This window comes from Bradyrhizobium sp. Rc3b (assembly GCF_900114915.1).
In the GTDB taxonomy this organism is placed as follows: domain Bacteria; phylum Pseudomonadota; class Alphaproteobacteria; order Rhizobiales; family Xanthobacteraceae; genus Bradyrhizobium.
Genome location: NZ_FOUS01000006.1, coordinates 283,400 through 298,544, shown reverse-complemented (window position 1 = coordinate 298,544; position 15,145 = coordinate 283,400). Strand labels below are relative to the sequence as shown.

The following is a 15,145-nucleotide window of genomic DNA, read 5'->3' as shown; positions in this document are numbered from 1 at the left end:
ACTTCCCGCTTCTCGCAGCACAAAGTCGTGGCGGGTCGGGGCTAGATCAAGGCTCATCCAAAATCTGATCGAACACAGAGCGTGAGCTCTCGTGACGCAAGCGAGCGTTGCGAGGAGTGCTTTCGCTTGAGAAAGGAAATGTTGCGTGACTGAAAGCCAAACGAAACTACCGCCGAACGGAACGAACGTTTTCGCGATGCCATGGTTGGATTTCTCGAAGGTCGTGTTGCCCGGCGTGGGGCGCGAGCTTGCCGAGCAGGGCCTCGCCCGCGCACGGGAAGGCTGCGAGAAGATCAAGGCCGCATCGGAAGAAATGACGCAGGCGCTGCGTGAGACCTATTCGAGCAATGCGAGATGCACGACCGACTACGGGCTCAAGGTGTTCGAAATCTCAAACGCCAATGCCGCTTCTGCGCTCGATTTCTTCGTCGATCTGTTCGGCAGCAAGTCCGCGACCGATGCCTATACATTGTCGGCGGCGCAAGCGCGCAAGGCTTTCGACACCGCCTCTGACCAGAACAGGGAATTGTGGGCGCTTGCCCAGAAGCTCGCGACGGAAACGGGTGAGCCGATCAGGAAGCATTTCACCAGGGTCCTCCACCCAGGCGGCTAAAAGCGCGTTCAATTTCACATTCGGATTCGTCTGAGGAGGAGATCCGGCTGGTTGGAACACGCCCAACTGAGCGAGCACGCCCCACTGCCCCATGCTCGACCAACAAGGTGCGCGATGCCTCTCAGGCCTCGCACCGACGAGAGGCGCATTCCAGCCGGCCGGTGTTTTTCTGCAAACCACAACAAAGACAAATCGCAAGGGAGGGCAACATGGGAATGGTCATGGTCAAATGTCCACAAACCGGACACGCGATTCCCACCGGCATCAAGACCGATCGCGAGAGCTTTGGACGCCGCGCGGTGTTTTTCTCCCGCACCCGGTGTCCGATCTGCCGCACCGATCACGCATGGTTCGCGCGGGAAGCCTGGGTCGACGAGCCGGCCACCCGCGCCGCGAGCTGGCGTCTGGCACCGGAATATGGATGAAATGGTCGCCGGCGCCCCTCATTGAAAGGCACCGCGTCAAAGACGACATGACGCATGAGTTGGTGCTGGCGGACCACAGCTCAGGGTCTTGATCTTTCCAGCAGCGTTAAATGCCAAGACCGCGTTCACTACATTTTCCCCGCTGATGTAGCCGGTACGCGCGGACTGGCGCGGTTTCCTCCAAATGGTGAACTCTTCGTGACGCGCGCTTACCGCCGCCGTGACGTCGTCGTTGCCGCAGACCGCCCGGCGATGGGTGCCGCGGCTTTGGCCCGCGACTTGGCATAATCGGCCGACATCGCCAGCGCGGGGTCGCGGTCCCGGAGCTCCTCGGCCACGATCGTTTGAAGCCATCGCACGGCGGGTTCGTTGTCCATCCGCCGGTGCCAGTGCTGCTTCAACTCGATGAGAGGTATCGAGACCGGCGGGGGCAGCAGCTTCAGCCCCGCGTTCGCGTACCAGGCCCCGAGCGAGAACGGCACGGTGGAGATCATGTCGCTCGTCGCAATCAATTGCGGCACGCTCATGAAATGCGGCAGGTGCAGCACGACGCGGCGTTGGAGCTTGAGCTCGCGAACGCGCCTTTCGAAGATCTCCTGACTGCGCCCCTGCTGGTTTACGACGATATGGTCCGCGGCGAGAAACTGTTCGAGCGAGAGGGTGTCACCGATCGTTGGATGATCCTTGCGGACGATGCTGGTGAAGGGATGATCGAACAGATCCTCCGTCACGATGTTCGGACCGACGAGGTCCGGAAAATAGCCTATCGCCAGATCGATCTCGCCGCTTTCGAGCGCGTCTTCCAGATCCTCGTGCGACGTCGGCAGGCACCGCAAGCTCGCTCCGGGAGCCATGCTGCGAATGCGTTGGAGGATCGGCGGGATGAAAATCAGGACGCCGATATCCGAGGTTGTGACCGTGAACACGCGGTCGCTGTCTTCCGGCACGAAACGGGGCTTGCGGAGTATCTGCTGATCGACGGTGGACAGCACTGTCCGCACGGCTTCGGCGATTGACTCCGCGAAGGGCGTTGGCCGCATGCCGCGCCCGGTCGAAAGAAACAGCGGATCGCCAAAGAAATCCCGCAGCTTGCGCAGACCGGTGCTGGCCATTGGCTGGCTCATTCCGAGCTCACGGGAGAGCGCCGACAGGTTCTGGGTGCGGAAGAGCCCGTCGAGCAGCAGAAGAAGGTTCAGGTCGAGCCGTCTGATATCCATCACATTGATAGCTTGTATTGAATAATACCGGATTTTCAATGACGGCTTTATGCGCGATGGTCTCCTGCAACGCCCGCAGGGCGACTTTGGGAGTGAAATCAAAGCCGTAGGTCGCCGGCCGCACAGGCTGGTCCGGTCCCCTTCCTCAGTCCGCCTCTCAACCTCTCCCACATCCGCTCACCCCGTCGGTGCGTCGGAGCACGACCGCGCGTGGCGCGAGGAATCGTCCGCAGATGCAGCCTGAACTTGCTGGAAGCTCTCAATACATCCTGACCCTGTCATGCCGCGATGTGCCCGGGATCGTGGCCGACGTTTCGCGCTGTCTGTTCGAGAACGGCGGCAACATCATCGAGGCCGCGCAGGTCGACGAGATCATGAGCGAACGCTTCTTCATGAGAGTCGGTGTCACGCTGTCGGACGAGGGCGCGCAGAAGGCGCGAGCAGGCCTTGAGATCATCGCCCGAAGGTTCGGCATGGAGTGGAAGCTCCGATCCCAGGCCGAACGCAAGCGCGTGCTCCTGTTCGTCTCCAAATTCGATCACTGCCTGGGCGATCTCCTCTATCGCCACAGGCTCGGCGAGCTCCAGATGGACGTCGTCGGGATCGTTTCCAACCATCCGCGTTCGGCCCTTGCCGTGAGCCTCGTCGGCGACATCCCTTTCCATCACCTTCCGGTTACGAAGGAAACGAAGATGGAGCAGGAAGCGCAGATCAAGGCGCTTGTCGCGACGACGAATGCCGATCTCGTCGTTCTCGCGCGTTACATGCAGATCCTCTCGGATGATCTCTCGCGCCATCTCCATGGCCGTTGCATAAACATCCACCACAGCTTCCTGCCGGGGTTCAAGGGCGCAAAACCCTATCACCAGGCGCACGCGCGCGGCGTGAAGCTCATCGGAGCGACCGCGCACTTCGCAACGAGCGATCTGGACGAAGGTCCGATCATCGAACAGGACGTCGAACGCGTCAGCCACCGCGATACGCCGGACGATCTGGTCCGGAAGGGGCGCGACATCGAACGGCGCGTCCTCTCGCGCGCGGTCCATCTCTTCCTCGAGGACCGCGTCATCATCAACGGCGATCGAACGATCGTCTTCTCCAATTGAGAAACGGAGCACGACAATGTTGACCCCCAAGGGCATGCGCAAGACCCCCGAAGGCTATTTCACCTCGCGTTGGGGCCTTCCCGAATACACCGACTGGATCGACGAGAGCATGTCGTGGAAGGAGACCTGCGCCATCGGCGACTGGTCGTTCCTCTGGGAGCGGCGCTTCAAGGGACCCGATGCCCTGAAGCTTTTCTCGGATACTTCCGTCAACAGCTTCCAGAAGTTCGACATCCGTCAGTCCAAGCACGTCGTCCATACGACAAAGCAGGGAAAAGTCATCGCCGAGGGCATCCTCACGCGGTTGTCCGAAGACGAGTTCATGTTGTTCGGGCGCGGCACATTCTGGGTCGACTACATCCGCCGGCACGGCGACTACAAGGTGACGTCCGCAGCCGATGACTGGTTCAATTTCCAGGTCCAGGGGCCGACATCGCTCGCGCTCCTTGAAAAGGTCGCGAAGCAGTCGCTGCGAGACGTCAAGTTCATGCATTCGGGCGAGATCGAGATTGCCGGCTGCAAGATGCTCGCGCTGCGGCAGGGCATGTCCGGCGAGATCGGCTTCGAGCTTCAGGGGCCGATGGGGCAGGCGGCGGCCGTCTACGACGCCATCGTCGCTGCCGGCCAGGAATTCGGCCTGCGCCGGATCGGCGGCCGCGCGATCTTCATCAACCATCTCGAGGCCTGCTTCCCCACGATCGTCACCGACTACATGCCCGCGATCTTCGACGAGGACATGAAGGAGTATCAGGATGAGTTCCGCGCAGCGATGCCGGGGTTCGCCTCGACCTTCAACATCGCAGGCAGCTTCCAGTCGGACGACGTCCGTGACTGGTACCGGAGCCCGGTCGAGCTGGGCTGGGCCAAGAACATCAAGTTCGATCATGACTTCATCGGACGCGCGGCGCTCGAGGACGAAGTTGCCCATCCAAAGCGCGTGATCCGCACGCTCGTCTGGAACGGAGACGACGTGGCCGACGTGCACGCCTCCCTCTTTCAGAAGGAGCATGAGCCGTACCAGTACATGGAGATGCCTCGCGACCAGCGCGGCTTCATGTACGCCGACCGCGTGCTGAGTGGCGGAAAGGACGTCGGCGTGACGACGTCGCGGGGATATAGCTACTTCTTCCGCGAAATGTTGTCGCTCTGCACCATCGACGTCGATCATTCCGAGATTGGCAATGAGGTCGTCGTGGTCTGGGGCGAGCCCGGACGTCGGCAAAAGCAGATCCGCGCCAAGGTGGCGCCGGCGCCCTACAAGAAGGACAACCGGCGCGCTGATCTCTCCAAGGTCTGACCCGCCCATGTCCGCGCGCATCATCGATGGAAGGGCGCTCGCTGCCGAGGTCCGGAATGACGTGGCCAAAGGCGTCGCCGCCCTGGTTGCCGGCGGCGCGGCGGTCCCGGAGTTGGCCGTCGTGCTGATCGGCGACGACCCCGCCAGCCACGTCTATGTCTCGAACAAGGTGCGGCAGACCGAAGCCGTTGGCATGCGATCACGCCGGTTCGTGCTCGCTGCGGACACGCCGGAGCGACTGTTGCTCGACCTGATCGAGCAGTTGAACCGCGATCCCGCGGTGAGCGGGATATTGGTTCAGTTTCCGTTGCCCTCGCAGATCGATGCCGCACGCGTCGTGACGGCTATCCGGCCCGACAAGGATGTCGATGGATTCAATCCGTTGAACGTGGGGCGGACGGCCGCCGGAATGGAAGGTGCCCTGGTTCCGTGCACGCCTCTCGGCATCCTGCGTTTGATCAAATCGGTGCACGACGACATCGCCGGCTTCGGAGCACTGGTCGTCGGAGCATCGAACGTCGTGGGCCGGCCGATGGCGCGGTTGCTGTTGCAAGAGATGTGCACGGTCTCCATCGCGCACGTTCGGACCACCGATCTGGAACGGCGCTGCAGGGAAGCCGACATCCTCGTTGTCGCAACCGGCGTCCCGGGCCTGATCCGCGGTCATTTCATCAAGCCGGGCGCAACGGTCATCGACGTCGGCATCACTCGCATCAAGTCCGGTTCAGGAGCCGAGAAGCTTGTCGGCGATGTCGCTTTCGACGAGGCAATTGAGGTCGCCGGCGCGATCACGCCCGTTCCGGGTGGCGTCGGGCCGATGACCATCGCGTGTCTGCTCGCCAACACGCTGGGCGCGGCCCGAATGGAAGCCGCCCGCTCGAAGGCGAATGAGGCGGACGTGACGACGGCTGCCTGACTGCAACCGCGGACGAACGTGCCTGGCGAGAATCGGGCGGGCCGAGTTGCGGCCGCCCGAGCAGAGATATTCGAAAGCGTTTACAAAAGGGGGAGAACGAACGTGACGACACAGGTCCTGGACACACCGCAGCAGCGGGTTATCGACATCGGTTCGCTCGCAGAGGAGGGGACGTGGAACGCCCCGCGAAAGCAGGTGCTGCTCCTCTGCGCTCTCGCCATCGTCCTCGACGGTCTGGACAATCAAATTCTCGGCTTCGCCATACCATCGATGATCAAGGAGTGGAGCGTCACGCGCGGCGATTTCGCTCCGGCCCTCGCGTTGGGCTTCGTGGGCATGACGATCGGCACGCCGATCGGGGGCGTCGTCGGCGACTGGCTCGGACGCAAGGTTGCCCTCATCGCATCCGTCTTCCTGTTTGGTGCGGCGACCTTCGCGATTGCGGTCGCTCATGGTGTCGGCGAGGTCGGCCTGTATCGTTTCCTGGCGGGCCTTGGACTTGGCGGTGCCCTTCCGGCGGCGACCGCGTTGATCGCGGAATTCACGCCTAGGCGAAATCGCAGTCTTTCCGTGATGCTGGGCATTGTCTGCATCCCCATCGGAGGCATGATTGGCGGCCTGATCGCCGCTCAGCTGCAGCCCGAATATGGTTGGCGCATGCTCTTCGTGGTCAGCGGCGTGTTGCCGGTGATCGTCGCCGCGATCCTGATGTTTGCACTGCCGGAATCGCCGCAATATCTATTGGCGCGTGGCGCCGACATGGAAAGGGTGGCGAAATCCGTTCGGATCCTGGACGAGACCGCTGCCGCTTCCAAAGCTTTCATCGACCGGCGCGACGTCGGTGTCGAACGTGCTTCGCTCACCGCATTATTCACCGCCGAATTTCGTCGTACGACGACGGCGCTCTGGATCGCGTTCTTCTTCTGTTTGTTGCCGGTCTACGTCCTCTACGCGTGGGCTCCCACTCTCTTGACCGGCAAGGGTTTTGACGTGCAGACGGCGAGCTTCGGTCTGGCACTGTTCAACTTCGGGGGCGTCGGTGGCTGCATCGTCACCGGTTGGGCGATCGGCAGGTATGGAACGCGCGTTGCGATCCTGACTGTTGCCGGCGCGGCAACCATCGGCGCGATGATCCTGGCATCGATACCGCTATCGACCGAAACCCAGCCGTTGCTCATGGCTCTCTTGTGCATCGAAGGCTTCTGTCTGCTCGGCGCGCAGGGCTCTCTCTATGCGCTGGCGGCCCACATCTATCCGACCAACGTCCGGTCGACCGGTGTCGGTGCGGCAGCCGGCTTCGGCCGGGCGGGGGCCATTGTCAGCGCTTATGTCGGCACATTCGCACTCAACTACGGTGCGACCGTGTTCTTCGCCGTCATCGCCTTCTGCGTCGCGATTACGTTCATCGCGGTGGCCGTCATCGATATGCATCAGGCGGCGATGAGAGCCGAAACGGCGAGTTCCGGCATCTGAGGGAGATGCCCCTGCTACTGTGCATGGGGTTGTTTTCGCGCTTTTGTTTTGCGAACGCCTAAACAGCCCCGCTCAGCGCCGGCCGCGCGGAGCCTCGGCCTTGACCCGCGTTGACGAAGTAATCGAATAGAGGATTTGCCGCGATGCCGAGCCCGGAATTGGCCCGTGGCTGCCGTTACCCCCCAGAGCAACGAAGACGCCTGCTTCCGACAGGTGACCCGACCAAGCTCATGCTGGCCGGCTAGGCAGCGCCGCACGAAACTTCTCGATGAAGCCATCGAATTCCTTCTGCAAGGCAGGAGAAGCGACGGCTTTCTTCGGCGCCTGGGCGACAGCCGACGAGACACACTGACTGCGCTCCACTCCGGAGGCTGCGCCGCTTTGCCCCGTCCCCGTCCCATACCAATTCTTGCGAATGCCATCGCTTGGGAGCAATCTTGAGCTAGCTGTCTGGTCGGTCGCGGACTTCGGCCTTGAGGGTCAGGTGCCCCAGTTTTCGAGTTTACTGATTTTGCACAAATTGATGGCGGCATTTGCCGCCGTGGTAGCGGTCATATTCGTGAGCGGCGCAATAGTCTACGACAGACTTAGCCTGATCGAAGAGGCCAAAAACCGGCGGGTCCATACCACTGACGTGTTGGACACGTTAGAGGCGGCAGTAGCCGCAGCGCTGGATCAACAAACTAGTTTACGCGGCTATTTGATCAGCGGCGACGAGAAGTTCTTGGACCCGTACCGCAGAGGCGGCGCCGACTTCAGCGCGGCAATCCGAAAATTAAAAGAACAGACTTCGGATAACCCAGACCAGCAAGGTCGTCTAGATGAATTGAACAAGCTGGCGATGACTTGGCGCGTCGAGACCGCTGAGCGGGAGATCGCGCTGATGGCGCATCCCACGACTCGGGAGCAGGCGCGCACGTTGGAGGGGGCGACCGGAAAAGCTGCCATGGACGCAATCCGCGCCAAGGCGAGGGAAATCGAGCAGGTTGAGCGCGATCTGTTGGCAAGGCGTGACGCCGTACAGAAGTTGGCATACGCTACTGCATATACGGCAACCGTGATGGGCGCCGCAGCCTCGCTCATGATCGCAGTGTTGATGGGCATACTACTCACACGCGCGATCGCGCGGCCGATCACAGGCATGACCGGGGCTATGGCGGCACTTGCCAAGGGAGACACGAGCATCGACGTGCCTGGAATTGATCGGCGTGACGAAATCGGCGCAATGGCGGCCGCGGTCAATGTTTTCAAGAAAGGCATTATCGAACGCCAGAAGACACAGGTCGAGCTCGCTCATGTCAGTCGCGTAGCCACAATGGGGCAGCTGACGGCCTCGATTGCCCATGAGATCAATCAGCCGATCTCGGCTGCGCTTACTAACGCCGACGCCGCCTTGAACTGGCTCGCCGCGGACCCACCAAACCTGGACAAGGGCCGCGAGTCCCTCCATCACATTGTCACAGATTGCCAACGAGCCGGCGACATCGTCCACCGGATCCGCGCTATGGTCAGGAAAGCGCCGTTGCCCAAAAGTCGGCTCGACGTCAACGCAGCCGTTCTGGACGTCATCGCCATGGTCCGGAGCGAGGCGGTGAGGCATGGAATCTCGGTACAGATACAACTCGCTGAGGACCTGCCGCAAATCGAAGGTGAGCGCATTCAGCTGCAGCAAGTGCTCCTTAATCTGATCCTCAACGCCGTGGAAGCCATGAACAGCCTTGAGGATGGCAAGCGGGAGTTGCAGATCAGTACCGAAAGGGATGTTGCAGGCGGCGTGCTCGTCGCTGTACGGGATTCAGGCCCGGGGCTCGAGCCGACGAATGCGGAACGTGTTTTCGACGCGTTTTACACGACCAAGTCCAACGGCCTAGGCATGGGGCTTGCCATCTGTCGGTCGATCATTGCGGCTCATGGCGGACGATTGTGGGTCACCCTGAATACACCGCGGGGCGCCGTCTTCCAGTTTACCCTCGCTCCCCTTCATGACTAGGCCACTTGGCCTATTGCAAGGGCGCTCAGGTTGTCCTCGAGCACGTCGCCGAGCTTCCGGATCAGCTTGCCGCCTCTATCCGCCAGCGCGGCGCGCCATGTGCCTGCGGGATGAAGTCACCTTTCAGGCTTTCAACTCGAAAGGGGCAGCAGATTTTTCGAGAGATCGAGAACCTTTGAGCGCCCATGCTCGATTGGTCAGGGCGACGCCTCCGCCCGATCCGAAGCTACCGGAACCAACAACGTCCTCCGGACGATCTCGCAAAGCCTCCACCACGAACTGCTAGTGACGAGAACATTCAAATTGCTGCAGCGATGCGGCCCATCAATGGCCGCAACCGATGCTGCTCTCCGAAGGTTCGATACGAGGAGGCCTCGCGATCAAGGCATGAATGTTTGCGTAGTCGCCGCAAAGCACAACGAGCGGAGAGCTAATTGTTCTCAGGCCGACGCCCATTGAGCATAGTCTGGAAGATCGCCAGCTAGACGTTTGTTGGTTGGAGTTGCTACCTGAAATCAACGCCCACGTCGCAGAACCTGCGTGTCTCAGTTCATGCGGAACTCCAACAATTCGCGGGTTTGGAACGCCACATCACAAAGCCTGTTGTCCGTTCAGAAATGACTGTGTGGTCGCCCCCCCCATATTCTTTGGAGCGTCAGATGAGCAAACGCAAACCGCCACCAGCGTCAAAGCGCGCCCCCAATCCGAAAACGGCCGCGCGGGCCCAACGGAACAAGCAGGCCATTGTTAAAAGCTCGAAAGAGAATGGACCTCGCTCTGTTGCGGCAACCTCGATTGAACCACCTCTTAAGCTTCATAACGATCCTAGACCCGAGGTTCCTGTCATTGAGTCTCGGGTGGATGCCCTGCCAGATGACCTCAGTCGGAGAATGATTAATAGCGATCCAATGAAAGGCTTTGCCTTAGCCACGGCAAACATGCAGGCGTACCAAGCAAAGCTTCTTGAGATAGCTCAGGCCAACGTGCAATTTGCTTTCGATTTCGGCCTGAGACTTGCGACGATCAGGTCACCAACTGAATTTTTCCCCGTCATTATGGAGTTTACAACCAGACGGGTCGACATGTTCGGGCAGCATTCGAAAGAACTGGCGGCATATCCGTTCTGGCGCATCGAGCCGCTCCGAGAGCTCACGGCTCTGCCGGGACGATAACTGCAAGCCGTGCCCGCTGCGGCAAAGGATGGACGCAACGCGGATCACGCACGGGGCGATCACGGTTCTTTTGGCTAGAAGGGAGCGGAATCAGCAGCCCTTAGAGGGCGCGATGCCGCCAATCCGAGGGACCCGCGATCGGGAATGGAGGTTGACACCATGTCGACAACTGAAGCCGTTCTGCTGATCGTTTTGGCAGGACTTGTGGTTCTGATCCTGTGCAACATCACGTTTCAGGTGACAGCGGAGCGAAGGAATCCGCCTATCGGCGTCTTCACCGTGTGCGACGGAGTGCGCCTTCACTATATCGAACGGGGCGATGCCGCAGCGCCTTGCGTGGTCCTGCTCCACGGAAATGGCACCATGGTTCAGGATCTCGTCCTCAGCGGGTTGGTCGACCGCCTGGCCCGCAACTATCGCGTTGTTTGCTTCGACCGGCCAGGGTTTGGCTACACCGACCGTCCGCGCACGCGCATCTGGACGCCCACAACGCAAGCTTCCTTGTTCGCGAAGGCCCTTGATCAGCTCGGCGTGCGCAATCCCGTGGTGCTCGGCCACTCCTGGGGAACGCTGGTGGCAATCGCGCTGGCGCTGCGAAGCGGTTATGCCGTGAGCGGGCTGGTGCTTGTGTCCGGCTACTATTTTCCAACCTCTCGGATGGACTTTTGGCTCATGTCAGGTCCGGCACTGCCGCTGCTGGGCGATCTTATGCGCTACACGATCTCGCCGATCATATCGTGGGCTATCGCGCCGAAGCTGATGCGCACGCTGTTCGCGCCGCGTGCCATTCCGCCGGAATTCAAGAATGAATTTCCGATCTCGTTGGCTCTCCGGCCCAAGCAGTTGAGGGCGGCAGCCGAGGAGAGCGCGTTCCTTATTCCCGCTGCTGCGCAATTGCAGCTTCAGTATCAGGGTATCCGGTGTCCCGTCACGATCGTGCATGGGAAGAGTGACCGGCTCATCGAGGCCGACCAGTCGCGCCGCCTGCACGAGGCGTTGCCCCGCTCCATGCTACACTTGGTGGAGGATGCCGGTCACATGGTTACCTATGCAGATTCGCCGGGAATAGCGGATGCCGTGGCGACGCTGGCGCTCACCGCGCCGCTGAGGACCGCATAGCGTATCCTGTTGCAATGCGGGCGTCCCGGAAGTGGCCCTCAACCGCACAAGGCTGAGGCCATTGTGGTGTCGGCTATCCGCGGCAGACCGGACGCGGGGCCATGCCCACTTCGAACTGGTGACCCACACCAGACATCACCAACGTTTCAATCCACCATTTCAACGGCTATGATGGCAAGCGCGCGCGCTGCCGAAATTGGAAATGCACCATCAGAGCGATCATGAGTGGGCGCCGGTGTTTTATAGCTTTAATGGGAGCGGCCATCCTCGTCGCGCCGCTCTCGACACGCGCGCAACAGCCGGCCACACCGGTCATTGGATTCCTCAACAACTTGTCGCCTGGTGCGATCGCCCGCCCCGTAGCCGCGTTCCGCGAGGGCCTGAAGGAAGCCGGCTTTATCGAAGGCCACAACCTCGTGATCGAATATCGCTGGGCCGAGAATCACAATGATCGTTTGCCCGCGTTGGCTGCCGATCTGGTCCGGCGCCAGGTTGCGGTGGTTGTTGCGACCGGCGGTGGCGCCTCGGCGCTAGCCGCGAAGGCTGCGACCACCACAATTCCGACCGTGTTTTCCTCAGCCACTGATCCTGTCGAGCTGGGCCTCGTTGTCAGCCTAAACCGACCCGGCGGAAACGCCACCGGCGTTTATGTGATGACCAACTCTTTGGAAGCCAAGCGGCTGGGCCTGCTGCACGAACTGGTGCCAAACGCCGCGACCATCGCCATGCTGGTCAATCCGGGCACTCCCGGCGCCGACAGCCAGTTGACGGAAGCAAAGACGGCTGCGCAAACCCTCGCGCGGGAGATTCACGTTCTAAGGGCACACAACGAGCCGGAGCTCGACAGGGCCTTCGCGATCCTGGCCGAGCACCATACCGACGCTCTCCTCGTCGCGGCCGATCCGTTCTTCAACGCTCACCGCCAGCAGATCGTCACAATGGCAGCCCGCTACGCCGTTCCCGCAATCTACGAGTTCCGGGAGTTTGTGGTGGCCGGCGGCCTGATGAGCTACGGGATCAGCCTGGCCGACGCGTACCGGCAGATTGGACTTTATACCGGCAAAATTCTTCAGGGCGCCAAGGCCGCTGACTTGCCGGTTATGCAGCCGACCAAATTCGAATTGGTCATCAATCTCAAGGCCGCGAAGGCGCTGGGCATCACTGTCCCGCCGATGCTGCTCGCCCGCGCCGACGAGGTGATCGATTAGGGGAGTTGTTGCTGCGGTGCACGAGTCAGCTTGTGGCCGTTGCTGATCTCAGCCCAGAGCTGCGTCGATGTCCGCTTCATAGAGGTGACCCGACCAAGGTCTTCTGGCTGCCGAAGGCAGCCTTTGACCCATTGCGGGCATATCTTCGCGCCGCTTTGCGATGCAATATTGCACTCACCAAGTGCCACCTCTGTCGAGAACTGATATACTGCACCGCGTCGTCCTCAAGTTGTGATGAGGGTCGAATGAAGCGGCGGGAGTTCATAGCGGCCGCTGCGGCGTTACTCGTTTCGTCACGGGGTTTGCGGGCGCAGAGCAGACGCTATCGACTTGGCTTTCTCGCTGTAGGTGACGGAAGCGCGCGGACGCTCAATCAAACCGAACTGGCGTTGTTTGATGGGCTGCGAAACCACGGTTGGATAGACGGAAGAAATCTGATTATCGATTATCGTTTTTCCCAACCTCCGGATCGACTGCCCGCTTCAGTTGCCGATCTGATTGCCCTCAGTCCCGATGTGCTCATCGTCGCGGCACCGCAGGCAACCAAGGCCCTGAAATCGGCAACTGCTACCATTCCCATCGTATTCGTAGCTGTGGCTGACCCTGTGGGACTTGGCCTCGTGCAAAGCCTAGCGCGTCCCGGCGGCAACATAACGGGACTTGCGACTTACGTGCCGGGGGATTTTGTCGCAAAACGAATAGAAATCCTGCGGGAACTGGTGCCTGGTGCCTCGCGGTTTGCAATCCTGGCCAATCCAGGCAACCCGATGCATAGGCTGTTGTTAGCCGACGAGGTACCCAGTACGGCCCGCAACCTGGGTGTGGCTCTGCCGATAGTTCAGGCGATCACGGCCGAGGAGCTTGATGTGGCCTTTGCCTCGGCTGCCGCCCAGCGCGCTGATGCTATCATTGTTTTTGGTGATACTCTGACCGTTGTCGAGGCCCCCCGAGTCGTCGCGCTCGCGGCGAAACATCATCTGCCTGCTGTTCATTTCTCCCGACAATTCGCCAATGGGGGATTGATCGTCTACGGGCCCGATATCGCCGATCTGTTCCGCCGTGCAGGCGGCTACGTCGATAGGATACTTAAAGGCGCCAAACCGTCCGATCTGCCGGTAGAGCAGCCGACTAAATTCGAGTTCGTGATCAACATGAAGACTGCCAGAGCACTCGGCCTCAGCGTGCCGACCTCATTACTGCTTCGCGCTGATGAGGTGATCGAATAGAGATCCTATTTGCTGCGATGCACGAGTTTCTTGTTGGCCCCAAAAGCGAAGTTCAGTCGCGGCCACTTTCGCGCCGCTGTTGGACGCTGAGCCGACATTTGGGCGCCGGGCGCGCTTAGGAGCCCACGCACAAGCCCAATGATCTCAACGTCCCCGCTACTGTGCATGGGGTTGTTTTTCAGCTTTTTGTTTTGAGGGCCACCTAACCAGCCGCGCTCAGCGCCGGCCGCGCGGGGCCTCGGCCTTGGCGGGCTGTTCGGTCTGCGGGCCGCAGCTCGCGGCTGCAAGCGTCGCCTGCGCTTGCGGCATCAGGCCGGGCTCGGGGGCGAGCGCTTTCATCACGATCAGGCCGGTTGTGCTGGGGGAGTCGATGATCAGGCGGTCGGCCGCAGTGACCTCTTCGTCCTCGGGCAGCTCGTTGTGCTGCGCTTCCGTCATCAGGTCGAGCTCGATCACCTTGCGGCCGGCCGAGCGGTCGTTGATGGCGTAATAGGCGATCTCGTTGCGGGTGTAGAACGACACCGAGGTGTAGGCCTGGCTCACCGGCACCGTCAGCTTGATCGGCCCGCTTGTGAGGTCGTAGCGGCAGATCGCCAGCGCGAAGGCCGGGTCCATGAACGGCATCGGTGAAGTGTTGGGATCGGCGAGGGGAAGCTGGCTGACGCCGTTGAGCTTCGTCATCGGCGTCAGCCGCGAATAGGCATCCTGCGTCGCGATCCGCGGCAGCGCCAGCACGCTGACGAGGTGGACCACGAGGCCCAGCACCACGCCGGCAACGACGGTGAACAAGAGGCGGATCATGAGCAGCCCACCGTCGAAATCGTCGGCATCGGCGCATCGCGCTGGGTGCGCGTCGCAACGCCGACCGGGGTGTCGTAGAGGCGCAGCATCAGCGCGTAGCGCTCGATGCCGCCGGTCGGCAGCCAGTTGCCGGCGCGCGAGCGCGAAGCGATGCGGATCTCGAACGAGCCGTCGGACTGGCGCACGATCTCCTGGCTGGTGAAGCCGTAGCGGGCCAGCGAGTTGGCGACGAGGTGGCCTTTGCGGTCGTACAGCGTCAGCGTCCAGAACCGCGCCGGCGGCGTCACGCCGGAGACGATTACGTCGCAGCGGCCGTCGAGCGCCTTCTTCTTGTCGTCGGTGGTCGCGGTGAAGGCGACGCCGTCGCCGGTGCCGATCGGCAGCTCGCCGTTGCGCACGATGGTGGCACGCGAATAGGGATCGACGTCGGCGGTGCCGGTGCGCGGCCGCGCGGTCCAGGCGCCGATGGTCAGCGCGCCGATCTCGGTGCCGCGCGTCGTCGTCATCCAGGTTGCGCCGAGGCCCACCACCGTCGCGAGCAGAAGGGCCGTCAATGTGATCAGGATCAGCCGCACTTGTTTC

Annotated in this window: 14 protein-coding genes; 11 read left to right on the top strand and 3 right to left on the bottom strand. The window is 61.4% G+C overall.

All coding sequences use genetic code 11. The features are described 5' to 3' along the window. Nucleotides 1-145 precede the first annotated feature (145 nt). A complete protein-coding gene (locus tag BM190_RS16315; RefSeq protein WP_143109050.1) occupies nt 146-613 on the top strand; it encodes a phasin family protein in 468 nt (155 codons plus the stop codon). A 209-nt stretch (nt 614-822) separates the two neighbouring features. After that, nucleotides 823-1,038: a hypothetical protein gene (locus BM190_RS16310; protein ID WP_092256539.1), complete on the top strand. Its 216-nt coding sequence runs from the start codon at nt 823-825 to the stop codon at nt 1,036-1,038. Between the two features lie 209 nt (nt 1,039-1,247). On the opposite strand, the gene BM190_RS16305 is transcribed toward BM190_RS16310, so the two are convergent. Next, the gene (locus tag BM190_RS16305) at nt 1,248-2,426 is read right to left on the bottom strand and encodes a LysR family transcriptional regulator (RefSeq protein WP_244550655.1); all 1,179 of its coding nucleotides are present in this window, start codon (nt 2,424-2,426) and stop codon (nt 1,248-1,250) included. Between the two features lie 62 nt (nt 2,427-2,488). Between BM190_RS16305 and purU the strand changes: the two genes are divergently transcribed. From purU to BM190_RS16260, 9 genes are all read left to right on the top strand, one after another. Then, nucleotides 2,489-3,361, top strand: a complete 873-nt coding sequence (gene purU, locus BM190_RS16300) for a formyltetrahydrofolate deformylase (RefSeq protein WP_018315797.1) — start codon at nt 2,489-2,491, stop codon at nt 3,359-3,361. A gap of 16 nt (nt 3,362-3,377) precedes the next feature. Next, on the top strand, nt 3,378-4,658 hold the full coding sequence (locus tag BM190_RS16295; RefSeq protein ID WP_244550654.1) for an aminomethyl transferase family protein: 1,281 nt from the start codon (nt 3,378-3,380) through the stop codon (nt 4,656-4,658). A gap of 7 nt (nt 4,659-4,665) precedes the next feature. Further along, nucleotides 4,666-5,574, top strand: coding sequence for a bifunctional 5,10-methylenetetrahydrofolate dehydrogenase/5,10-methenyltetrahydrofolate cyclohydrolase (locus tag BM190_RS16290; RefSeq protein ID WP_092256533.1), 909 nt, complete (start codon nt 4,666-4,668; stop codon nt 5,572-5,574). An 18-nt stretch (nt 5,575-5,592) separates the two neighbouring features. Beyond that, complete coding sequence (locus tag BM190_RS16285; RefSeq protein WP_177237106.1) at nt 5,593-7,047, top strand: MFS transporter; 1,455 nt, start codon at nt 5,593-5,595, stop codon at nt 7,045-7,047. A 484-nt stretch (nt 7,048-7,531) separates the two neighbouring features. After that, nucleotides 7,532-9,037, top strand: a complete 1,506-nt coding sequence (locus BM190_RS16280; protein WP_177237105.1) for a CHASE3 domain-containing protein — start codon at nt 7,532-7,534, stop codon at nt 9,035-9,037. A 659-nt stretch (nt 9,038-9,696) separates the two neighbouring features. After that, entirely contained in the window at nt 9,697-10,209 is a 513-nt protein-coding gene (locus tag BM190_RS16275) for a phasin family protein (RefSeq protein WP_092256526.1), read from the top strand. Between the two features lie 159 nt (nt 10,210-10,368). Further along, nucleotides 10,369-11,328 carry an alpha/beta fold hydrolase gene (locus BM190_RS16270; protein WP_177237104.1) on the top strand — a complete coding sequence of 320 codons (960 nt, stop codon included), beginning with the start codon at nt 10,369-10,371 and terminating at the stop codon, nt 11,326-11,328. 251 nt (nt 11,329-11,579) lie between these two features. After that, the gene (locus BM190_RS16265) at nt 11,580-12,536 is read left to right on the top strand and encodes an ABC transporter substrate-binding protein (protein WP_161499992.1); all 957 of its coding nucleotides are present in this window, start codon (nt 11,580-11,582) and stop codon (nt 12,534-12,536) included. A gap of 245 nt (nt 12,537-12,781) precedes the next feature. Next, entirely contained in the window at nt 12,782-13,762 is a 981-nt protein-coding gene (locus BM190_RS16260) for an ABC transporter substrate-binding protein (protein ID WP_092256520.1), read from the top strand. 216 nt (nt 13,763-13,978) lie between these two features. Here the strand turns inward: BM190_RS16260 and BM190_RS16255 are convergent, their stop codons facing one another. Further along, entirely contained in the window at nt 13,979-14,563 is a 585-nt protein-coding gene (locus tag BM190_RS16255) for a DUF1254 domain-containing protein (RefSeq protein WP_092256516.1), read from the bottom strand. Further along, complete coding sequence (locus BM190_RS16250) at nt 14,560-15,138, bottom strand: DUF1214 domain-containing protein (protein WP_018315808.1); 579 nt, start codon at nt 15,136-15,138, stop codon at nt 14,560-14,562. Before BM190_RS16250 ends, BM190_RS16255 begins: the two co-directional genes overlap by 4 nt. Nucleotides 15,139-15,145 lie beyond the last annotated feature (7 nt).